This window comes from Glaciecola punicea (assembly GCF_001756615.1).
Lineage (GTDB): Bacteria > Pseudomonadota > Gammaproteobacteria > Enterobacterales > Alteromonadaceae > Glaciecola > Glaciecola punicea.
Genome location: NZ_LZXY01000001.1, coordinates 385,466 through 408,097 on the forward strand (window position 1 = coordinate 385,466; position 22,632 = coordinate 408,097).

The window sequence follows — 22,632 nt, forward strand, 5'->3', positions numbered from 1 at the left end:
AATTCCCACTGAAGCTGTTGTTTGTTATGATTCAAATTGAACGCTTTTGGAGAAGGTTTTTCAGGCTGAACTAATCGAGTGCTGTGACCTGAAAGCGCCGTTTGCGAGTGACTGGTCTTAGCCTTAAAAGCATTGTAAAAACACTGAAAGTAATCATTTGGTGCAGATAGCAGAGCTATATCGGTTTATATCAGGTATGCCCTTAAAGTCGGTTCACAAGGCGAATTTTGAGAATCTGCGGGCAGAAGTAGAAGAAATTTTTTTATGAGCCTCTGCTACTTTTACATAACTATCTTAGCGCTGTAAACCACGCAGATCATTTTGTAAATCGTCTATTTCATCAAGCAAGCGTTCAATTTGTTTGGTCGACGTTAAGCTCATAAGTCCGATTAAATATTCGCTACCCGCGGCGGTGTTAGCATTCATTGCGGTTTTAAACTCAAGGCTTCTAAACTGATCAGGATTGACAATCAACTCGTGCATTTTTTGTTCAAACGTTTCGTCTCTTTCGGCAAGGGCAAACACACGCCTTAACTGCTGTTGATATTCACGTTTGTACGCAAGCCAGAAGGGACGTGTTGATTCAAAACGCTGATAAAATGTAGCGATGAATGCTTCTTGCTCGTCACTCAATTTACCTAACCACCTGCGCATCCCTTTTTGATTACGTTCAATCCACTTTTCCACGCGCTGGTTACTGCTCAAAGCCTGATTTTCTTTCAATTCTTCTTCGTCTTCAACATTTCTTTTCTCAAGATTTGCAAAAAGATATATGACTTGTTCTTGAGATAAAGTTGCGCCAAGCGCAACTAAATCAGGAGCAACATGTGAGCGTGCTCTAACCCAATGCCCCCTGGCTCTTTCACGGTGCTGTGTAATACTTTGTTCTGTTATATTATTATTTTTAATGTCAGTGACAATATCGGATAGCTGGCGCTTGTACTGCGGCAACTCTTGTTGTCTATGCCATAACATCCAGTTGCCAAGCATATCGTCAAACATGTCTTCTTGGGCATTGTCTAGCTCTACATAATCGTCTATGTACCAGTGTATTAACCAATCTACATTATTATAGGCAAACTTTGCTGAACACCCTCCTAACAAAAGCACGAATGCCAATAGCATCAGTTTTTTCATGCAATTGTTTTCCTTCTTAGATAATTTCTTGGTTATATATACGACAAATACAGCGCGAAAGGTTTCATGTAGCAGTAAAGAAAAAGCGCTTTCCCGATCGGCTTGGCGCAAGCTCAATAAACCGATGTGTGAGCATTTTGCATTTCATGCGTAAGATATTAATACTAGTAAGAACAAACGAAGGCCTCATTATTAAAAAAGGTGCGCAGTGGGCACCTTTTATCTAATAGTTAATAGTTAATATTTAAGCGTTTAAGCCAATGCACCCACCACCAAGCTGGACCAACGAGTAAATACCGAAGATCCTGGAAAAACGACGGCTGTTTTCCTTCAATTTTGTGCCCCACAAACTGCAATATCCACATTACTACAAACAAGACAGCAGAGAACTGCCACACGCTTATACCAGCGACGACTAACAAGTTTATACCCCCAAAAGTCAGTAAAGTGAGCAAGGTCATAGCCGCACCAATGGGGCCAGAGAGTTTGAAATAGTAATACAAGGTGGGAATAGCGGCTATATGGGCAAAATTGATATTAAACTGCGCTATGAAGTCAGGTACCGGAATTGACCATAATAGCCCCACGGTAACAAAAAATATACTGGGTACAGCTACTGCATGAATGAGAATATTGGTCTTATTTTGATGGCTTTCACCGTAGGTATTAATGAGTCGTTCTATGTCGCGCACAGTATTGTCCCGTTAGACACTTTAGCTGATTGTTAACGCTAAGTTTACAACTCACGCTAATTTAGCACAAGCGCGTTTGTTGCAATCGATGTAAATAGAGTATTTACATGATATATTTTAGGCATGATCCAATTATTTATTTTTTTATGATCCCATCTATTATACCCGTAGCAAGCACGCGTCAGCAAACAAATATTGCATATCAAATTAGTGTATTAAGCAGCCAAGAGCACTTATTTGAAGTAACTATGCAGGTAGACTTCTCGAAAAGTGATGATATTGCGCCCGCTTCTGTAAACGTTGCCTTGCCTGCTTGGATACCTGGCAGCTACATGATTAGGGATTTTTCTAAGAATTTACATAGTTTAAAAAGTCAGCAAGATCACATCGTGATAAAGCAACTTTCAAAACAAGAATGGGAAATTAGCACTAAAGATGACCAAGCGCTTAAGCAGTTTTCACTTCGGTATATTGTGTACGCAAACGATCTGTCTGTAAGAAGCGCGTTTATAAACGATGAATATGCGTTTTTTAATGGCACATCGGTATTTTTATGTGTAAAGGGCTATGAAAGTTCTGCTCATACTTTGCGTATAAGGCAACAAAAAGACTCGCTTTCACCGTTAATTGCCACCTCTTTGCCAAAGGCAGATAGACAAGAAACGCCACCTAATTCAGATACCGTATACAAAACCACAGACTACTTTACGCTCATTGATCATCCTGTGCTGATGGGACAGTTTGACGACTATTGTTTTAATGTTATGGGTCACCAATTCCATATAGTCTTTAGCGGGCAACACAACTTTGACTTTATGCGAATGGAGCGTGATTTAAGTGCAATAATTGAACACCACATTACGCTGTTTGGTGATTTTCCGTGCCCAGAATATTGGTTCATTACGCTGGTGTGCGACCAAGGCTTTGGCGGTCTAGAACACACCGACAGTACCGTACTTCAGTACAGTCGCTTCGATTTACCTTTTGTGGGTGAACCCGACAAAATAAGCAAAGAATATCAGCATTTTTTAGCCCTGTGCAGCCACGAGCTATTCCACACTTGGCACGTTAAACGTATCAAACCGCTACTTATGCATCAACCCAATTTATTTGAAGAAGTGTATACCCCACAACTCTGGATATACGAAGGCTTTACATCATTTTATGATGAGCTAAGTTTAGCAAGAACAAAAATTATATCACCCGCTCAATATGTACAAGTTTTAAATGAAGCCATAACGCGCTTAATGCGAAATTCTGGGCGCCACAAACAAAGTGTCAGTGAATCAAGCTTCGAAGCATGGAACAAATTCTATAAACAAGATGCAGGTTCAATCAATCATATCGTTAGTTATTATAATAAAGGCGCTGTTATTGCGCTATGCTTAGACATTACCCTTCGCCAGCAGTCTAATAACAATGTCTCACTTGACAATGTTATGAAATACTTGTGGGAGCAGCACGGTAAAACCCATATAGGAACCAGCGATACTGTCATTCTTGACTTATGTAAAAGTGAATTTAACATCGACTTAAGCAGCTTTTTATATTTAGCGACGCAAACGCCGATCGACCTTCCCCTACCTACCCTACTGCACTCTATTGGTCTTAAGCTCAATATGCGTTCACCTAATCACTTTCAAGACAAAGGTGGTCCAGCTGAGAATATTGCTAAGTACGACATTGGCGCAATAATGGCCATGGTCAACAATCAGTTAACAGTAATGTCAGTTCACGAAGGTCGGGCGTCATGTATTGCTGGTTTATGTGAGGGCGATACAATTATGGCTTTCAACAAGTGGCAGTGCGATGACGTACGTTTTTGTAAGCTGCTAAATTTGTGTAAAATTGATGACATAGTGCCTATTGATATACTGCGCGATGGTAGGCTACTTACGCTTAACTTTAGCGTAGTGCGCGCCTTGCCAGACACCTGCGATATCGCCATTGAAAACTCTGCACTATTTCTGCAGTGGCTAGGCGTAGATCAACTTTAAAGAGGCAGTGTTACCAGCAAGGCAGGATCTAAACGCTCTTTAAACCAGTTGATGCGCCAATCCAAATGCGGGCCGGTCACTCGACCCGTGGCCCCAATTTCAGCCACTAAAGCACCTTGCTCTACTCTTTGTCCTTCTTCAACATGCAGTTTACTTAAATGAATAAAAGTAGACGTTACGCCAAAGCCGTGATCAATAATTAAAGTACCACCTGAATAAAACATGTCGCTGTGTGCAAGCCTCACCACGCCGGTTGCGGGGGCTATTACTGGTGTGCCTGTTTTATTGGCAATATCTAAACCAAAGTGTGGCCGTTTAGGTTCACCGTTAAAAATACGCCGCGAGCCATAAACGCCTGAAATCCGTCCTTTTGCAGGCAGTATAAAATCTTGCGTAAAATATAAAAAATTTGAGTTATGCGCCCTTGCATTAGCAATAGCTCGATTGTCTTTGCTTATGCGAGCCTGCACTTCTTTAGGCGGACTGACGAATTTTTGCGCCACACCTTCAATACGGTCTTCTTGATACTCACGCTTTTTAAGCGTAATTGTTTGTATTTGCCAACGCGGTGAGTCTGGCAGTTTCCATTTAAGTTCATGACTTAGGTCTGCGTCGCGCCCAAATCCGAATACGAAATCGCCGTAGGCTGAGACCTTAACGGAGCTGTCGTTTAAACTGACCAAGTAATTGGCAGGCAGTTTTCCGCGCAGCAGACTGCCTTGCATAAACTCACCTACCAATAAAGGCTGAGCGAAAGCCAACTTGCTAAGCAGCATAAACATGACTATCATTACTGGCTTAAGAAGTTTTGTAATCACTCAAGCTCTCCATAAATCTTTTTAATATTAATTTTATACTATTTAACAAGGCGGCTTCGTCTTAGATATTAGCACTTATCATTGCGCCTTTACCTACGCCTTCAAATGCCATAACAGTGAGTGGGTCGTCTGTTTCTTTCTGAGTCTGCTCTAAGATGTATTGCGCTAAACACTCAACCGTTGAGTCATAGTCAATAAGCTCACACACTTGGCTCGCTATGGCCATTTCAAATAGTCCCTGAGACGCTTCATATTTAAAACAGTACACCGGTGCATCGTTAAGCAATGAAAAACTCAAAGCCTGCGCATCAACTGTATCTTCAGTGCTGCCAATATAAATATCAGACCATCTGTCGGCCCAATAGCGCTGCCACTTTTCAGAGCTGATCCCATTTTGTGAAATCAAGATTTTTGAACGATGTCCATGGGCTATACGTTGACAGTTGCCGTCATGCTTTTTTAAGCCGTGGGTATAATGATAAAACGGCGTATTGATGACTTCTTCGCGCAGGGTAATATCAATATCGTGCACATTTTCAGGCAAATGTGTTGTAATCACATCCTTTAAATACGCAGTGAGAGACTTTTTGGTAATAAGCGAAGGTTCACCTTCTAACTTATACACAAATGCGTAAGCCTCTGGTGGACAAAAAAGCTGAATAGGCAAACCGTCAGCAAAGACAAAGTCAACCTGCACTCTGTCGTCGCTAGCGGGTGAGTAAATGCGGGTGTTTTGATGATCTGCGGGCACGACTAACTTGTGGTCAACATATTCGTCTATTACTTTTTTTAACTGCTTTTTTACAATTCCAAAATCTTGCACCATACTTTCGTCATTTAGACCACCGTCTAATATGACGTCTACTATCCAGCTTTCTCCTACCATTCCGCGCTGGGGGCACAAATATGAAAAGTCCATTACGGTAAGATCGTTTACAAATAACTTCATGAATGATTATCGCCTTTTGCCGATTTTGTTAGTTGGTCTTTTAAATTAGGGGGTAGGCCCGAGATGGTCAGGGTATCTGTGTTTGCATCATAGTGAATGCGCTGGCCCAACAGTTTACGCTCAAAGCTGACGCTTACGCCGCCGCCTGCCCCTGAATATTTATTCATCGCATTAATCATCGACTTATCAGGCTGAAACTTAGGCTCAAGAGGCTGCTCTAAGCCTGCGTTGTAATGCGCGAAACTGTGGTTTCCCTGCGACATAGCCGGCAGTACGCTATCTACTTCATCAATGGCTATTTCTTCGCCTAAATCTGCTTTTTCTTTGTAGTATTTGGATATACTTTGGCGATGTTCGTGCTTTTCGTTTGCGTCTAGCGGCTGCGCAGATAAGTAAGTATCTAGATGTTGCACAAACTGTTTATTTTGCGATTTGGTGTCGACTTTTTCTTCACAGCCAATAAAACTCATAAAAAAGTCTGATACTTTTCGGCCCATGCGACCTTTAATAAAACTGATATAACGTTCATTTTGAGCACTAACATCTAGCTGCGTTAGGTCAATACGCACCGCGATTTGCATTTTACTTAGCTCTAAAAATTTATTTGATGTTAAATCAAGCTGCTGATTGACCGACATAGAGTCTTTCGTGTCAAGCATTGCAATGAGTAAATAATCGGTTGCCAAGTAATTATAAAGGCTAAATACGACATAGCCTGTTTCCAGCATCGCTTCATCGGTGATAGTTTTAACCAAATGCTGTGTGGCTTGTATACTGAAATCGTAAAAATCGATAGACTTATTACTCATTTGCGCGATTAAATTAGGCATCGTTTGAACGAGTTCACTACCAAATCCGCCAACGCCTTTGCTTGGCTTGCTGTTGAAATTGCTGTGAAGCTGCGTGGCTAGATCAATTATTGGCGCAGACACTTCAAAACAGCTTGGCCGAGGAATAAAAACAAGTTTACCTTCTTGCGATAAACTAATTTGGTGTACAACAAACTCATTTACGTTTGCACTCATATATTATGTGATAACCTTATAATTAGACGTTTACTCTCTTTGCGCAGCAAGTAGAGACAAACAAAGTGTTGGTGAAAATTCTAACAGCCATTATACTTTGCTGTATCGTGAAATATAGCCCAAATGTCGTCTATTTTGGTTTCATTTACGCAAAATCTAATTACCCATAGCGTAATTGTATAGAGTTTCATATCAAAAATCATAGGACAAATAAATGCCCATAAAATCGCGTTATAGTAATAAAGAATTTGACGCTCTTACCGAAGCAGTATTTTTAGCGCTTGAGAAGCATAAGGCTAAAGGCGATTTGTCTATTATGGTACTTGGCAATGTGCTGGCCAATATATTTCAGCATCAAGTAAACGATGAACTTAGGCCGCTTATGATCAATCAGTTTTGTGATGCTCTTAAAAAAAGCGCCAATAGCCCCAAGTCATGATTTATAATGAGTCACCGCGTAGAAAACAAATTGTTCAACAGGTCAGTTGGGGACACTGGTTTGCCTTTGCAAACATACTGATGGCGTCGGCAATATCGTCAGTCTATCTTTTTTCTTCTCCCCTTGCCGATACGCCTATCAGCTTTGTATATTTAATTACTACTTGGTTGGGCCACACCAGTTTTATCACCTTTTTAGGCTTTGTCATTCTAGTCTTACCCTTGTGTTATAAAATCACCAATTTAAACGTTTTAAAAGCCAGCGCATCGGTCATTGCGGCTGTGTGCTTAGCGTTATTAGCGTTTGATGCTCTGCTATACAACAAAACGGGCTTTCATATAACGTTTAGTTCAGCCGAATTAGTGAAAAACGAAGCGCAAGGCCAAATAGCCGCGTTTGGCTGGTTACAATGGTTTTATTTTGTGCTGCTGTTTATTATATGGTTAATGTTCCAGCTTGTTATTGCCAATGCGATTTTTAAACGAATTGGTCGATTCCAGCGCATAAAAATGGTTCGCTACGTCATTGCTGCTTTAGTGCTGTGCTTTGTCAGCAGTCACGCTATTCACGTATGGGCTGACGCTAGGCTTTATACGCCAGTATTGAAACAAGACAATATGTTTCCACTGTCTTATCCAGCAACTGCTAAAACGCTGATGGCTCGATATGGCTTTATTGATTTACAGCAGCTTGAACAGCAAGAACAATTGCAATATAACAGTGAAACTAGTCGTTTTAATTATCCGCCCAAGCAAGTTTACTGTAGTGTTGATAATACAAAAAAAATCGTGGTACTGGCTAGCTTAGACACGGTTAAAAACAGTGATATATCTTCATTAACGGCCAATCAGTTCCATTTAAATTTACAGCAAGAACCAGCAGGTTTAGCGCGCCAGCTACTGTTTGGTATTCCGAGTAACCTGCTGTCTATGACGTCTTCTCCGGCCATTGCAACAGAGCTACTGGCTGCCTTTGATGTCAACACAGGCTTCTACACAGCGGGAGAAAGCAATACAGCTGAATTTGAAAGTTTTACCCAAGCGGTCAACAGTGCTAATGCCGGCTTTTTTATGGGCGTTATGTCAAACGAAAAATTATTAGGGTTTGATTTGTCGACCTTACAACAAAATGCGCAAGTACTTGTTATTGCTAAAAGCGAAGACGCTACCTTCAAACTGTGGAGTAATTTTGTTCAAAGCAACCAGATATCTACTAACGAAGATATAATACCCACGGTATTAAGCGAGTTTGGCTGTTTGGCACCATCCATTCGTTTTTCTACTGGACAAGCTCTTCAATCGCCAACTCGCCAGTGGTTGGTAAGCACGCAAAATAATAATGTAATTGTGGTGAGATATCCACTGCTAACTGAAGTGTCCAAAGACGGTAGCTACGAAGTTACCGACCTTACGACTCAATCAAAGGTGCTTGTCGATTTAGACACTAATTTGCTGAGTCGCTCTATTAAGCATTTACGAGATTTTAGCGATAAATAAAATTCATAGATGAGAGTAAAAATACGGTAAACATTAAAACGCTAGGCTTTTAATTTTTGCTAGGCTATCAATTTTAGCCTAGCGTTTTTATTTTCCTAAATACGCTTCAAATATAGAAGAAAAATCTTTCGCGCCATTCCCTTTTAAACCATGCAGTTGATACATAGATTTTGCTAGTGCGCCCATGGGCACCACTGAGTTATTTGCGGCGGCTGCGCGCATGGCAAGATTTAAATCTTTATTCATCAAATTAACCATAAAGCCGCCTTTGTAATCGTTTGAAGAAGGCACATTTTCCATTACGTGAGGCACCGGATTATATTTTTCCAAAGCCCAATTATTGCCTGAGCTTTGCTTCATAATATCTGACATTACGCGAGGGTCTAAACCGTTGTCTATGGCTAGTTTTAAGGTTTCACTAGTGCCCGTCATAATAATAGCTAGCAGCATGTTGTTGCATATTTTAGCGATTTGACCGGCGCCTTCACCACCTGCATGAAAGCACTTACTGCCCATGTACTCTAATATGGGGGTAGCACGCTTAACTGCGGTTTCTCCCCCTCCCATAATGAAGGTTAGGGTACCCGAATTTGCGCCCGCCACGCCGCCCGAAACCGGCGCGTCTACAAAACAGTGGCCATGGCAACTTAATAGGGCGTGTAACTCAATAGCATCGCTAGCATCTATTGTGCTGCAGTCGATAAACACAGTGTTGCCTTTTACCTTATCGATAATACCTGCGTACAAGGCTTTAACGTGCTCGCCAGCCGGCAGCATACTAACCACGACGTCAACGTTTTCTACAGCGGCTTCAGCACTTTTTGCTGCAACCGCCCCTGCTGTCACTGCTTTTTCAATTTGTTCCTTGACTAAGTCAAAAACATGTACCTCATTACCTGCCTTTACTAAGTTGGTGGCCATGCCAAGCCCCATATTTCCTAAGCCAAAAAATGCAATTTTATACACGTCCTTCTCCAAATTCTTGTACGAGCGAGTGTAGCGGATTGATAGGCTTTTCGCTTTGTGACTCTTGCATGTTGCTGTTAGCAAATTGCTCAAAGTGGGCGTTTACAAAAATGTCAGGCACGTCAGATGCATGTGCATATTTCCATTTGGGTTGATTGTCTTTATCAATCAGCAGGGCTCTTACGCCCTCTTGAAATTCACCCGTTACACTGCACTGGTAAGCGATGCTAAGCTCCATTTGAAAACACTGCGCTAGGCTCAAAGACTGCCCGCGTTTAAGCTGTTCAAGCACTAGTTTTGTCGTAATTGGGCTGCCATGCCTGAAGCTTTGAATTGCTTTTTGTACAGGTTTCAGGTCTGGAAACTGCGCGTGCAAATTGTCGAAAAAAGATTCAATTTCATCAATGTTATACATATCTGCCAAGGGTGCTAAAAAGGGCTGAATGAGCGTTAAATTACCGCTAATATTATTCATTAAGGCCTGTGTAGAGCCCTCGTTGTGCAAATCGTTAAGCGCATCGTCTATGCTGTGAGCGTCAATACGATCAAGGCCGGTGAGTTTGTCTAATAACAGCTGCTTTGCACCATGTGCGAGAAACGTATCGGCTAAGCCGATATTAATACAGTCAAGCGCGTTTATACTCATCGCACTTAGGCCTAAAAACTTGCCAACGCCTTGGGGCATTTTATTTAAGAAGAAGCTGGCGCCTACATCAGGAAACAGGCCAATGGTAATTTCAGGCATTGCCACATGCGCCGATTCAGTCACTACTTTGTGACTGGCGCCTGCGAAAATGCCCAATCCACCGCCCATAGTGATACCGTTTCCCCAGCAAATGATAGGCTTTGGATAAGCATGAATGGTGTAGTCCAAACGATATTCTTGTTCAAAAAATTGCGCCATAAAATCAGGTAAGCGCTCAGGATCGCGAGTTTGTTGCTCAACCATTGCCTGATACATAGACACGATGTCGCCGCCCGCACAAAAAGCTCTATCGCCCTCACCGTCAATAAATATCGCACCAATAGTGTCATCATCTCGCCAGCTATCTAACTGAGTTTGGATAGTGCGCACCATTTCAAGATCTACGGCATTGAGCGCCTTAGGTTTATTCAAAGTAATACAGCCCACGGCGCTGTAGCACTGTGTGTTGAGTACTTTAATCACTATTTTATCAATCATAGCTACTTCCTTTTTGTTACAGGCTGTTACTCCTTAGAGTACCTCACGCAAATCAGATAACAATCGTCTCGCGATAATAACGCGCATAATTTCGTTGGTACCTTCTAAAATTTGATGCACTCGCACGTCGCGCACATGTCGCTCTAAAGGGTATTCTTTAATATAGCCATAACCCCCGTGAATTTGCAAAGCCTGATTGCATACTTCAAAACCTACGTCAGTAGCAAAGCGTTTTGCCATGGCGCAATAAGTATTTTTATCGGCGTTGTTAGTGTCGAGTTTACTAGCTGCTAGCCGAACTAAATGCCTAGCGGCGACAAGTTCGGTGGCCATATCAGCAAGCTTAAACTGCAGGGCTTGAAAGGTACTTAAAGGCTTACCAAACTGCTCACGCTCATGCATATAGGCAGCTGCAGTATTTAACGCCTGCTGGGCCGTGCCTATTGAACAGGTGGCAATGTTTATACGGCCGCCGTCCAAGCCCTGCATGGCCAATTTAAACCCTTGTCCTTCGTCTCCAAGCAAGTGGCTCTTCGGTATGCTGACATTGTCAAAGCTGACGGTACGTGTGGGCTGTGCATTCCAGCCCATTTTTTCCTCTGCTTTACCATACTCAAGCCCAGGCGTATCAGCGGGCACGAAAAACGCTGATATACCGCCTGCACCTGCAACGCCCGTGCGCGCCATTACGACTAAAACTTGAGTTGCTCCGGCACCGGAAATAAAGGCTTTTGAGCCATTTAAAATGTAATTTTCGCCGTCGGTTTTAGCGGTGCTTTTCATATTTGCAGCATCAGAGCCGCTGCCGGCTTCGGTTAGACAGTAGCTGGCAATATTCTCACCCGACACTAACGACGCCATCCACTGCTCTTTTACATGACTTGTACCCCAAGTCGCAATCATCCAAGTAGCCATGTTATGGATCGTTAACATAGCGGTAGTCGTAGTGCAGCCCATAGCAAGTTGTTCGAAAATAATAGAGGAGTCAAGTCGCGAAAGGCCTAAACCCCCTGCTTCTTCGCTGGTATACAGGCCGCAAAAGCCAAGCTCGCCTGCTTTTCTAATAACATCAACTGGAAAATGATGCTCGCGATCCCACTGCGCAGCAAATGGCGCCATTTCTTGCTGCGCGAACTGCTTGGCTGTCTCGCTAAACGCCTGCTGGTCATCACTTAGTTCAAAATTCATTGATAATGCTCACTTTTAATTAGGTAAAATTATTCTATTGCTATAAACGGGCAAATTAACGCAGATTAATTGACATATTTGGCCCCACAGCACTTTCATCGTCAAACCATCTGGCCGTAATGGTTTTCGTTTCGGTATAAAAACGCGCACCCTGCTTGCCATAGGCATGCAGATCACCGTAAAAAGAGTTTTTCCAGCCGGTAAAGGAGAAAAACGGTAGCGCAACGGGTATGGGTATATTAATGCCTATTTGTCCTACTTGTACTTCGCTTTGAAAGGTTCTTGCCGCCGCGCCGCTGGCGGTAAATATAGAGGTACCGTTACCAAAAGGATTCTCGTTTATAAGCTTTATAGCTTGGGCTAAGGTGTCGACTTGAATGCAGCACAGCACTGGACCAAAAATTTCCTGCTGATATATTTCCATATCAGTACTTACGTTAGTAAACACCGTTGGCCCGATCCAATTGCCCTGTTCATACTGCGCTAATGAAAATTGCGACCCATCCACCAAACAGGTCGCGCCAGCTTGTTTACCTGATTCAATAAGCGCTAGCACGCGGGCTTTTGCTTGGGCTGAGATAAGTGGACCAAAACCGGCCTTGGGGTCGTCCCAAAGACCCGGTTTGACCTCACCAATTTTTTCAGCAAGCTGATCAATCCACTCTTTGCTGTTGCCTACAAAAACTGCGACCGAAATCGCCATACAGCGTTGTCCGGCAGCGCCTACGCTAGCACCCACTAAATTATTAATTACTTGTTCTTTATTGGCATCGGGCATTACGACTAAGTGATTTTTAGCACCGGCGAAACACTGTGCTCTTTTCATATTTTGAGTCGCCGTTTTATAAATATGCTGCCCTACCGGCACGCTGCCCACAAAAGAAACGGCTTTAATGGCGTCATGCGATAGCAAAAAATTTACTTGTTCTTTACCGCCATGCACAATATTAAGCACGCCATCGGGCGCGCCTGCTTGCATAAATAATTCGGCTAGTTTCATGGGGGTATTTGGGTCTTGTTCTGACGGTTTTAGCACAAAGGTGTTGCCGCAAGCAATCGCCATTGGAAACATCCAAAGCGGTATCATGGCAGGAAAGTTAAACGGCGTAATACCTAAACAAACACCTAATGGCTGCACCATTGAATAGGAATCAATATTGCGAGCAACATTTTCTACCGTTTCGCCCATCATTAAAGACGCGACATTAGCAGCCTGCTCAACCACTTCAATGCCCCGCCATACGTCGCCCTTAGCATCTTCAAATGTCTTGCCAGTCTCTTTTGATAAGATGATGGCAATTTCGTCATGATGTTGCTTCAGCAAGTGTTGATACCTTAGCATCACGCGTGCACGCTCCGACACCGGCACCTTCTTCCAGCTAGTGAAAGCCTTTTGCGCACTCTGAATCGCCTCTTCCATATCGTGCGTTGTTGACACCGGAATTTGCGAAATATCCTCATTAGTAGCAGGGTCTTGCACCATAATAAACTGGCTTGAAGTAGATGTCACAAATTGGCCGTTTATGAGCTGGGCGACTGTATTCATATAAATGCTCCTAGCTAATGCGAATAGCTAATAGTAATAAGCCCTTTTGATAACACTTAACACTAGGGTTTATAAGAGTTTGATAGAGTGAACTCAAGTTCACCTTTACGTTAACGTCAACTATAAAGGAAACAGGGGGGAGTTGTAAATCATCTGTTAGCTATTTTCACGCTAATTGTAAAGATGGCCATTAAGAATTAATTACTACTACACCTAATAAATTGACACAGTTTTCCAATAACAGCTTGTAAGACTTCGAAAAGCTATTGAGGCGCTTATTAAGTTTGTAGATCGCCCCAAATCTCTTTTTAAGGTGCCAATTTCATGCCGACAGCATCGAGGTCCACTGGTCGACGTTCAAGACTTCTGCGTGTTTCCCCTGTAGAAGGAAATGCCACTGCGCGCAGTAATTTGCGCAGTCACTTAATGAGCACTGAACACTTAGACCTTGAAAACTATAGCAACGAAGGCGAGCTCAAAAATGGCCTACAGCTGAATAATTTTGACTTGGTGTTGATGGATTACCATTTTAGACAAAGTAAAAATGGCGCTGAATAGATTAATATTCTAGTGGAGCGCGAATTATTTAAGCCCTCTATTAGCCTGGTGTTTGTAAGCTTCGATAGAATGCCCGAAACGATTGGCTAAATGTTAGATTTGCACACCGACTTTATTTTAATAAAATCATATACGATTAAAAGTCTTACCGTTAATTTAGCGCTATAAAAAATGAAAGAGGCAAGATCTTGTATCAGGCGAAAAAATATAGACAAGCACTAAGTTGTGTTACACCGCTACGCGCTCCTCTAAAAATCAGATTAAATTAGAACATATCAGGATCAAACTTAGTTCTTAGCTATTATCGATGCATGACTATTTTTACAATCATACTGTAATGATACTATAGGCAAACACAACCCTTGATAATAAGCATTATGGCAAATTCTATTTACGATTTAACATTTACCAACAATAAAGGCGAATCTGTTGCCTTACAAAAATATGCAGATAAAGTGGTACTGATTGTTAATACCGCGAGTAAATGTGGCTTTACCTCTCAGTATAAAGGCTTAGAAGATCTGTACAAAAAATACAATGCTCAGGGCTTTGAAATTATAGGTTTTCCGTGTGATCAGTTTGGCGGTCAAGAGCCGGGTAGCGACACTGAAATTGAACAGTTTTGCCAACTAAACTATGGCGTCAGTTTCACTCTCTCCACCAAAGTTGAGGTTAATGGAGAGAACACCCATCCTTTTTATCAACATTTGAAACAGCAGGCGCCGGGTGTTCTGGGCAGCCAGGGAATTAAATGGAATTTCACTAAATTTTTGGTAGCCAAAGACGGCAGTGTGAAAAAACGCTATGCCAGTGCCACTAGGCCTGAGGCGCTTAATGATGATATTATTAAGATGCTTCAAGCATAATATGAAAATATTTCCCGAGCCATTTATAGGGCTCGGCATCGCTGTATTTTACTTCCATATCAAAAAGTTGCTGATACATAGCATCAATTTTAGTTTTATCTGACATATAATCGTGAAAGCAGCGAATACCCCTGCTCTTTTTTACAGTAAACTCAGCGCTATCATTGAGCCAAGAAAGTACTTCTTTGGGTTTTTGTGCATTGTGTGGGTTCAAGCGCACGGTGTTTTTTGAAGGTAGGCCTCTTTCTACATAGTCAAAATTGGCATATAGCACATTAGAAAAAACTTTTGCATCGTGATTAAAAAAGGTCAGCGACATTTGCCCGTTCGGCTTTAACAAATGCCGCATATTGAGCACCGCAGGCAAAGGCTGTAACAACCACTCTAGCACCGCATGGCATATTATAAAATCATACTTAACGCTACGTTGCTCTATCGCGTGAGTAAGATCGCTTAAAATATACTGCGTATTAGAGAAAACTCGCAAACGCTCTTTTGCAATGTCTAATGCGTCTTGTGACATATCCAGCACGGTGACATTATGACCTCGCTTGGCAAATTCTAAGCTCATCATGCCGGTACCGCCGCCTAGATCAAGCACGTCCATTTTTGATGAGTTAAGCTCTTTAGCTAAAAAGTGAAGCAACAGTTGATGGCGCAGGCGGCCCTTACTTGTGCCATATATATTTTGATCGAATTTATTGGCAATACCATTAAAGCTACTGGCAGGGATTTTCATAATATGCTCTTTATAAAATCAGCTGTGCTTACTCAATACTTGAGCGGATTTGTATGCTTGTATAAGAAGCTGCCCGAACCCTTATCACCGCAAAGCAATCACTGTAAAAGAAATTGTATAGACATATTATGCTGGGTTATCAATATCAACAAAGATTACTTCAAGTGAGTAGTTTTCCATCAGCCACTCACCTAGCGCTTTTACCCCGTAGCGCTCTGTTGCATGGTGTCCAGCAGCAAAAAAATCAATCTTTTGTTCACGTGCACTGTGCGTGGTCTGCTCTGATATTTCACCCGATATGAATGCATCAATCACTTGACCATTAACATACTGATTAGCAGTGTCGTCAATAAAGTGTTGGCCACCGCCTGTGCACCAAGCCACTGTGGCTATTTCGCACTTGTTACCCACGCTTACCACAGTATGCGAAAGGCGCGCAGACAATAGCTGAGAAAGCGCTGAATGCGACAGGGTTTCCTTTAAGTTACCCGCCATAACAATACCATCGGGCTTGGAAGCGCTTAAGGCCTTTACGTTTTGTATATTTAGTAGCTTACCTAACTGGGCATTGTTACCCATTGTCGGGTGCACGTCTAAGGGTAAATGATACGCGATAAGGCTAATACCATTAGCCAACAGCTTTTTAATACGCTGCTGCTTCATGCCGACGATGGCTTGTTTCTCGCCTTTCCAAAAATACCCATGGTGAACCACAATAGCGTCTGCGTTTAAGGCAATGGCTTTGTCGATTAAGGCTAAGCTTGCAGTAACCCCGGTAACGATTTTACGGACATCGCTTTTACCCTCAAGCTGCAGACCATTTGGGCAGTAATCGCTAACGTTTGGGCTATCGAGTTCATTATCTAAAATGCTAACAATATCATTAAGTAACAAATTTCAGTCCTTCCTTATTTATACACGCCAGTTTCTAACATTGGTTAGCACATTCGACAAACCATTTTCAATGCCTTGAGACATTGCAAGTCCTAATTTTTGCGCAACCGTTTTTTTGCTTGCATATTTTAAGGTGAACATTTTGAAGGACGCATTTGCGTTCATTAGGAAATCATCAGAGGTTTGGATGTCGTCAACCAAGTTAAGCTCTTTGGCTTTAAGACCGTACCAGTATTCACCAGTGGCAACCGCGTCAATATCAATATTGGTGCGATTTTGCGCGACAAATTCTTTAAACATGACGTGAACGTCTTCAAGCTCAGCCTGAAATTTCTCGCGCCCTTCCTCAGTGTTTTCACCGAACAAAGTAAGCGTTCTCTTAAATTGGCCAGCGGTATGCATTTCAAAATCAATATCGTTCTTCTTAAGCAACTTATTAAAGTTGGGGATTTGTGCAATAACGCCTATAGAGCCAACAATAGCAAAAGGGGCCGCTATGACTTTGTCGGCTACACATGCCATCATATATCCGCCGCTGGCGGCAATTTTGTCAATACTAATGGTTAGCGGTAGGCCTTTATCTTTTATACGCTGGAGCTGTGACGCGGCTAGACCATAGCCATGCACAACGCCACCGCCACTGTCTACTTTTACAAGCACTTCATCGCCTCGTTTGGCAATGCACAAAATAGCCGTAATTTCTTTGCGCAAAGTCTCAACCTCTTTTGCCATAGACGTTCCGTTAAACGTTACCACGAACAAATTGTTAGGCTTTTCTTTTTTAATATTTCCTTTTTTGGAAGACTTTTCGTGTTTTTTCTTTTTCTTTTCGTCTTTATGAAACTGCTTTAATTCTTCTTTCGTTAGCAGTGCCTCTTTGCCCATTTTCGATAAATCATCAAAGCCCTCAGACAAGGACTCTAACTGCAAACTTCCACCGCCGCTAGGCTTTGGTTTGCTCGCCACCGACATTATAACTACCAGCACTGCCGCAATAGCAATAACAATGGTTAACGCTTTAGCAAAAAACAAACCGTACTCAAATAAAAAATTCAAACAAACACTCCACTCATTTATATTATTAACCCATCGATTTACTATTTACATATATGGGACTTTATTAATAATTTTAAAGCGCTAATTTTTAGAGGCTTAGTGCAAAAACGTTTCGTTTCCACTCTATCGTCTTAAGCGCCAAGTATCTAAAGTATATAGCAAGACTATATTTTACGTTACTGCATATTATGTAAAGTCTTGGTAAACGCTATGTAATAAAAGTTAGAATTTATAAGGCATCGCCTGCTATTGCTTTGGCTAAATGAATTTGTGCGGTAGTATATACACATCATAAATGAGCTAAAAAACGAAGAATTGATTAATGGTTGAACAGTATCCTCACTTAGCATTTCAAGTCCATGAAAAAAGCCTAGCGAATAAAACAATTTTAGTTACCGGCGCCGGCGCCGGAATTGGCAAGCAAGCCGCATTAGTATATGCACAGTCGGGAGCCGAAGTTATCTTGCTTGGACGTACAGTGTCTAAGCTTGAAGCAGTATACGATGAGATTATAGCGCTTAAAGCCTCAAGCGACAGTGTAAAGCAGCCAAGTATTGTGCCGCTAGATTTACACGGTGCCAAAGCATCAGATTACGATGGCTTGACGGGCATTATAGAAGACCAATATAAGAAACTAGACGGTATTTTGTTAAACGCTAGTGTACTGGGCAATTTGTGTCCTTTTGAGCAAATAAAAGAAAGTGAATATGACGAAGTGATGCAAACCAACGTTAAGAGTCATTTTTTGCTAGTGCAGTCTATGTTGGGCTTATTAAAACGCACCAAGCTTGCTTCTGTTATATTTACGACATCTTCTGTTGGTCGCCAAGGCAGAGCATTTTGGGGCGGTTACGCTATATCAAAATTTGCGACCGAAGGCATGATGCAAGTGCTTGCTGATGAACATAAAAACAGCTTAGTGCGGTTTAACTGTATTAATCCTGGGGCGACTCGTACCGACATGAGGGCTAAAGCGTATCCAGGAGAAGATCCTAAAGCGCTTAAAACGCCCGCGCAAATTATGGCAGCTTACGTATATTTAATGTCTGATATTAGCCGCGGAATTACGGGGCAATCATTAGACTGCCAGCCCATGTAAAGAATTTTTATTTACTAAGCAAAACAGCCACTTAAGTGGCTGTTTTATATAAATTTACAACATGTGTTAATTTTGCCAGCTATCGCGCAAACCAACTGTGCGGTTGAACACTAAACTGTTTTGGCTACTGCTGCCATCAATGCTGAAATAACCAACGCGCTCAAACTGAAAACCTTGGCCTTGCTCACCAAGCATTAAGGCGGGCTCTACAACCGCCTGTTTTTCTATTAAAGACTCAGGATTAATACTCTGCGAAAAGTCATCCTGTGCCCCTGGATTGGGCACTGTGAACAAGCGATCATACAAACATACTTTAGCCTTAAGTCCTTTTGTCGCACTTACCCAATGGATCACGCCTTTGGCTTTACGGCCATCTTGTGGATCATTTCCGAGCGTGCTGTCATCAAATGTGCAGTACACGCAGGTCACATTGCCATGGGCGTCTTGATCAAAACGCTCAGCTTTTATGAAGTAAGCATTTCTAAGTCTTACTTCTTTGCCGATAACTAAACGCTTGAATTTTTTATTCGCCGCTTCTTTAAAGTCTTCTGCTTCGATAAATAATTCACGTGTAAACGGCACTTCACGCGTTCCCATTTCAGGTTTGTTTGGATGATTTGGTGCCTGTAGGAGCTCAACTTTATCGTCTGGATAATTTTCAATGATGATTTTTATCGGGTCAAGTACCGCCATTCTTCGTGGCGCACTGTCGTTTAGCTCCTCGCGAATGCAGGCTTCTAGCATGCTCATTTCAACCATGTTATCCACTTTTGTTACGCCAATGCGCTTGCAAAATTCGACGATTGAATCGGGGGTATAGCCGCGTCGTCTTAAACCTGCAATAGTAGGCATTCGGGGATCATCCCAGCCCTGCACATGGTTTTCGTCAACTAGTTGGATCAATCGGCGCTTACTTAAGACCGTATATTCTAAGTTCAAACGACTAAATTCATACTGACGCGGCACACATTCTATGCTTATATTTTCAATAACCCAATCGTATAAACGGCGATTATCTTGAAACTCTAAGGTGCACAATGAATGCGTAATACCCTCAATGGCGTCACTAATGCAGTGCGTAAAGTCATACATGGGATAAATACACCACTTGTCACCGGTTTGATGATGGTGTACAAATCTTACGCGATAAATAATAGGATCGCGCATACACATAAAATTTGATGCCATGTCTATTTTGGCGCGTAAGCTGCACTGACCTTCTTTATAGTCACCTTGTCGCATTTTTTCAAAATGGATAAGGTTTTCAGCAACGTTGGTGTCTCTATAAGGGCTGTTTGTGCCCGGCTGCTTTAAGGTACCGCGCATTTCTCGCACTGCTTTTTGCTCACTAAAGTCTACATAGGCTAAGCCTTTCTCAATTAGTTCAAGCGCAAAACCATATAGCAAATCAAAATAGTCTGACGAATAACGTGCTTCGTTGTGCCAAGTAAAACCTAACCAGGACACATCTTTTTTTATCGCGTTAACATAATCAATATTTTCTTTGGCAGGGTTTGTATCATCAAAGCGCAGGTTGCAGCTGCCATGATAGTCTTGTGCAATCCCAAAGTTAAGGCAGATAGACTTTGCATGACCTATATGAAGAAAACCATTTGGCTCTGGCGGAAAACGCGTCACAATATTAGTGTGGATGCCTGCAGCTAGATCTTTATCTATTATTTGGCGAATGAAGTTGGTCGCACGGCGGTCTCTCTCGGCCATAAAGGCATCTTCCTTTTGTGTAAGTATTTAGGAGTATCACGCGAGTATACCACTACCTTGCTATAAGCATAATAGCTTGTTAGTTTTTGTGTTTGAAAGCTGTGTGGATTGACTAAGAAAAACACATTGCGCTTTTTTATGGCTGTTAAGAAGTGCCGAAGATCGAAAAAGAGGAATATAGGTTTATCACTCAAAGCTACGAGTGTTAGAATACAGCGAAGTGTTACAAGCAGGACTTGTTATGAAGTATATTATTTTAGCTGTCGTTGTTGCCTTAGCAGTGTTCTATTTTACAAGAAGCTCCAGCAATAAAAAGTTGGCGCTCGAAAATATTACTGTTGGCAAGGATTTTTTGATTGAAAACAAAGCGAATGCCGATATTGTAGAAACCGCTTCTGGTTTGCAGTACCAAGTTTTACAAAAAGGCGCTGGCAGCACCCATCCAGACGCGCGTTCAACGGTAAAAGTGCATTATCATGGCACTTTGATTGACGGTACTGTATTTGACAGCTCGGTAGATAGAGGTCAAGCCATCAGTTTTCCGTTAAACCAAGTTATAAGCGGCTGGACTGAAGGTGTGCAATTAATGGTCGTGGGTGACAAGTTTAAGTTTTTTATACCGCCTAAACTGGGCTATGGAAATTCAGCAACAGGGAATATAACTCCTGGATCGCTATTAATTTTTGAAGTAGAACTGCTAGAAATTAAATAAAAATTTGATTAGGTTTATATGCAAAACAGGCGCGCCTACTCCATTTTCATTAATCGCAACAAAAAACGCCTGAATAATTATTGCTCTGCGGGCGTTTTGCATTATATGTTAGCCTTACCTATAGCACTTATTTACGTTCGTACAGCGCTTCTATTGTGGCTGATGCAAGCGAATTTGATTTCACCATAAAGCCCGTAAGCGCACCGGAAGGGTCTTGCGGCAAGTCTAGCTTTTGAGACAGTGCATACACCGTGAATTGGTATCGATGAGCGGCCTTGCCAACGGGAGGGCAAGCGCCGCCGTAAACGTTCTGGCCATAGTCATTCTTTATTTGAGTAACGCCCTGCAGTGCCTTTTGATCATTCGAAATCTCTACACCGGCGGCTAAAGAATTAACATTTCTGTCTATATTTACAAGTTGCCAATGCCACCAACCACTGCCAGTGGGCGCATCTAGGTCGTAAGCAAATACGGCAAAGGCTTTTGTACCCTCAGGCGCTCCGGTCCAAGATAGCTGCGGTGAGATGTTTGCGCCATCGCACCCAAAGCCGTTAAACTCCTGCGCTTTATTCATAAACTCGCCCGACTTAATATCTGTGCTGGTCAATGTAAATGTCTCAGCAAAAACCGACGCTGACAACAATATAGATGATGCAAAAACCAGACTTTTAGTAAAAAGGTTCATATTAATATATCTCCGTAATGATGTTTATCTCAATATTAAGCAGCGCAGCTTCATTCTTTATCTTTTTGATACTCATAGCGCCGTCCATCCGCCGTCAACGCTTATACTAGTGCCCGTAATTTGCGCCGCTGCATCTGAACACAAAAACACAGCCGTGCCGCCTAACTGCTGGGTTGTTGCGAATTCTTTTGAAGGTTGACGTTTAAGCATCACGTTTTGAATGACTTCTTCGCGGCTCATATTGTATTCTTTCATGGTGTCGGGAATTTGCTTTTCTACTATAGGGGTGAGCACGTAGCCCGGGCAAATGGCGTTTGCGGTGATATGTTCTTGGGCTGTTTCTAGTGCTGTGGTTTTAGTTAGGCCAATAACCCCGTGCTTAGCCGCTATATAAGCTGCTTTAAAGGGCGATGCAGTTAAGCCATGAGCTGATGATATATTAATAACACGACCCCACCCGGCCCTGCGCATCATTGGCAGTGCAATCGCGGTAGTATGAAAGGCGGAGGACATATTAATAGCGATAATCGCGTCCCATTTATCTACTGGAAACTCGGGAATAGGGGAAACGTGCTGAATACCGGCATTATTTACCAGAATATCGCATTTACCCGCATCTTTAATCAACTGTCGGCATTGCTCACCTTTTGACATATCCGCCTGAATATAGCGAGTCTTGGTGCCGGTCGCTTTTGCTATTTCAGCGGCATGTGCATGATCTTCTTCACTGTTAGAAAATGAGTTTAACACCACATCGGCGCCAGCGCGCGCCAACTCCCATGCAATGCCTAATCCAATGCCTGAATTAGAACCTGTGATAACGGCGGTTTTGCCTGCAAGTGAAATTTCAAATGCCATGATACTT

General features: G+C 42.3%; 22 protein-coding genes. 7 read left to right on the top strand and 15 right to left on the bottom strand.

The window, feature by feature from the left end:
* Positions 1 to 294 precede the first annotated feature (294 nt).
* Both BAE46_RS01775 and BAE46_RS01780 read right to left on the bottom strand, forming a co-directional pair.
* Positions 295 to 1,137, bottom strand: coding sequence for a DUF6279 family lipoprotein (locus tag BAE46_RS01775; protein ID WP_006004051.1), 843 nt, complete (start codon positions 1,135 to 1,137; stop codon positions 295 to 297).
* A gap of 230 nt (positions 1,138 to 1,367) precedes the next feature.
* Positions 1,368 to 1,829 (bottom strand): Mpo1 family 2-hydroxy fatty acid dioxygenase, encoded by a 462-nt coding sequence (locus BAE46_RS01780; protein WP_070111626.1) that lies wholly within the window; start codon positions 1,827 to 1,829, stop codon positions 1,368 to 1,370.
* Between the two features lie 107 nt (positions 1,830 to 1,936).
* On the opposite strand from BAE46_RS01780, the gene BAE46_RS01785 reads away from it, so the two are divergent.
* Positions 1,937 to 3,826, top strand: a complete 1,890-nt coding sequence (locus BAE46_RS01785) for a M61 family metallopeptidase (protein ID WP_083256763.1) — start codon at positions 1,937 to 1,939, stop codon at positions 3,824 to 3,826.
* Here BAE46_RS01785 and BAE46_RS01790 read toward each other — a convergent pair.
* The 3 genes from BAE46_RS01790 to yejK form a co-directional block, all read right to left on the bottom strand.
* A complete protein-coding gene (locus BAE46_RS01790; RefSeq protein WP_040520362.1) occupies positions 3,823 to 4,617 on the bottom strand; it encodes a M23 family metallopeptidase in 795 nt (264 codons plus the stop codon). The genes BAE46_RS01785 and BAE46_RS01790 overlap by 4 nt on opposite strands.
* Before the next feature lie 88 nt (positions 4,618 to 4,705).
* Positions 4,706 to 5,593, bottom strand: coding sequence for a 6-carboxytetrahydropterin synthase (locus tag BAE46_RS01795; protein WP_006004058.1), 888 nt, complete (start codon positions 5,591 to 5,593; stop codon positions 4,706 to 4,708).
* The gene (gene yejK, locus BAE46_RS01800) at positions 5,590 to 6,618 is read right to left on the bottom strand and encodes a nucleoid-associated protein YejK (protein WP_006004059.1); all 1,029 of its coding nucleotides are present in this window, start codon (positions 6,616 to 6,618) and stop codon (positions 5,590 to 5,592) included. Before yejK ends, BAE46_RS01795 begins: the two co-directional genes overlap by 4 nt.
* 214 nt (positions 6,619 to 6,832) lie before the next feature.
* Here yejK and BAE46_RS01805 point away from each other — a divergent pair, with 214 nt between their 5' ends.
* Both BAE46_RS01805 and BAE46_RS01810 read left to right on the top strand, forming a co-directional pair.
* On the top strand, positions 6,833 to 7,057 hold the full coding sequence (locus tag BAE46_RS01805; RefSeq protein ID WP_006004062.1) for a YejL family protein: 225 nt from the start codon (positions 6,833 to 6,835) through the stop codon (positions 7,055 to 7,057).
* Positions 7,054 to 8,553, top strand: a complete 1,500-nt coding sequence (locus tag BAE46_RS01810) for a DUF3413 domain-containing protein (RefSeq protein ID WP_070111627.1) — start codon at positions 7,054 to 7,056, stop codon at positions 8,551 to 8,553. Before BAE46_RS01805 ends, BAE46_RS01810 begins: the two co-directional genes overlap by 4 nt.
* A gap of 87 nt (positions 8,554 to 8,640) precedes the next feature.
* Here the strand turns inward: BAE46_RS01810 and mmsB are convergent, their stop codons facing one another.
* The 4 genes from mmsB to BAE46_RS01830 are packed head-to-tail and all read right to left on the bottom strand — an operon-like array spanning position 8,641 to position 13,436.
* Positions 8,641 to 9,519 carry a 3-hydroxyisobutyrate dehydrogenase gene (mmsB, locus tag BAE46_RS01815; protein ID WP_083256764.1) on the bottom strand — a complete coding sequence of 293 codons (879 nt, stop codon included), beginning with the start codon at positions 9,517 to 9,519 and terminating at the stop codon, positions 8,641 to 8,643.
* A complete protein-coding gene (locus BAE46_RS01820; RefSeq protein WP_070111628.1) occupies positions 9,512 to 10,702 on the bottom strand; it encodes an enoyl-CoA hydratase/isomerase family protein in 1,191 nt (396 codons plus the stop codon). The genes mmsB and BAE46_RS01820 overlap by 8 nt, the downstream gene beginning before the upstream one ends.
* 33 nt (positions 10,703 to 10,735) lie before the next feature.
* Complete coding sequence (locus BAE46_RS01825; protein WP_006004071.1) at positions 10,736 to 11,890, bottom strand: acyl-CoA dehydrogenase family protein; 1,155 nt, start codon at positions 11,888 to 11,890, stop codon at positions 10,736 to 10,738.
* Positions 11,891 to 11,945: 55 nt separating this feature from the next.
* Positions 11,946 to 13,436, bottom strand: coding sequence for a CoA-acylating methylmalonate-semialdehyde dehydrogenase (locus BAE46_RS01830; RefSeq protein WP_070111629.1), 1,491 nt, complete (start codon positions 13,434 to 13,436; stop codon positions 11,946 to 11,948).
* Positions 13,437 to 13,760: 324 nt separating this feature from the next.
* Between BAE46_RS01830 and BAE46_RS01835 the strand changes: the two genes are divergently transcribed.
* Entirely contained in the window at positions 13,761 to 13,994 is a 234-nt protein-coding gene (locus BAE46_RS01835) for a response regulator (RefSeq protein WP_070111630.1), read from the top strand.
* Between the two features lie 377 nt (positions 13,995 to 14,371).
* Positions 14,372 to 14,860, top strand: a complete 489-nt coding sequence (locus BAE46_RS01840; protein ID WP_040520324.1) for a glutathione peroxidase — start codon at positions 14,372 to 14,374, stop codon at positions 14,858 to 14,860.
* On the opposite strand, the gene BAE46_RS01845 is transcribed toward BAE46_RS01840, so the two are convergent.
* From BAE46_RS01845 to sohB, 3 genes are all read right to left on the bottom strand, one after another.
* Positions 14,841 to 15,599 (bottom strand): methyltransferase domain-containing protein, encoded by a 759-nt coding sequence (locus tag BAE46_RS01845; RefSeq protein WP_006004077.1) that lies wholly within the window; start codon positions 15,597 to 15,599, stop codon positions 14,841 to 14,843. The genes BAE46_RS01840 and BAE46_RS01845 overlap by 20 nt on opposite strands.
* A gap of 126 nt (positions 15,600 to 15,725) precedes the next feature.
* A complete protein-coding gene (locus BAE46_RS01850) occupies positions 15,726 to 16,493 on the bottom strand; it encodes a Nif3-like dinuclear metal center hexameric protein (protein ID WP_070111631.1) in 768 nt (255 codons plus the stop codon).
* 18 nt (positions 16,494 to 16,511) lie between these two features.
* On the bottom strand, positions 16,512 to 17,549 hold the full coding sequence (gene sohB, locus BAE46_RS01855) for a protease SohB (RefSeq protein ID WP_006004081.1): 1,038 nt from the start codon (positions 17,547 to 17,549) through the stop codon (positions 16,512 to 16,514).
* Positions 17,550 to 17,871: 322 nt separating this feature from the next.
* Here sohB and BAE46_RS01860 point away from each other — a divergent pair, with 322 nt between their 5' ends.
* Positions 17,872 to 18,648, top strand: coding sequence for a YciK family oxidoreductase (locus BAE46_RS01860; RefSeq protein WP_006004085.1), 777 nt, complete (start codon positions 17,872 to 17,874; stop codon positions 18,646 to 18,648).
* A 66-nt stretch (positions 18,649 to 18,714) separates the two neighbouring features.
* On the opposite strand, the gene glnS is transcribed toward BAE46_RS01860, so the two are convergent.
* Entirely contained in the window at positions 18,715 to 20,370 is a 1,656-nt protein-coding gene (gene glnS, locus BAE46_RS01865) for a glutamine--tRNA ligase (protein ID WP_070111632.1), read from the bottom strand.
* 241 nt (positions 20,371 to 20,611) lie between these two features.
* Between glnS and BAE46_RS01870 the strand changes: the two genes are divergently transcribed.
* Complete coding sequence (locus tag BAE46_RS01870) at positions 20,612 to 21,082, top strand: FKBP-type peptidyl-prolyl cis-trans isomerase (RefSeq protein ID WP_070111668.1); 471 nt, start codon at positions 20,612 to 20,614, stop codon at positions 21,080 to 21,082.
* Positions 21,083 to 21,209: 127 nt separating this feature from the next.
* Here BAE46_RS01870 and BAE46_RS01875 read toward each other — a convergent pair whose 3' ends face one another.
* Together BAE46_RS01875 and BAE46_RS01880 are read right to left on the bottom strand one after the other, a co-directional pair.
* Positions 21,210 to 21,767 (bottom strand): YbhB/YbcL family Raf kinase inhibitor-like protein, encoded by a 558-nt coding sequence (locus BAE46_RS01875; RefSeq protein WP_070111633.1) that lies wholly within the window; start codon positions 21,765 to 21,767, stop codon positions 21,210 to 21,212.
* 72 nt (positions 21,768 to 21,839) lie between these two features.
* Positions 21,840 to 22,625: a 3-hydroxybutyrate dehydrogenase gene (locus tag BAE46_RS01880; protein WP_070111634.1), complete on the bottom strand. Its 786-nt coding sequence runs from the start codon at positions 22,623 to 22,625 to the stop codon at positions 21,840 to 21,842.
* Between the last annotated feature and the right edge of the window lie 7 nt (positions 22,626 to 22,632).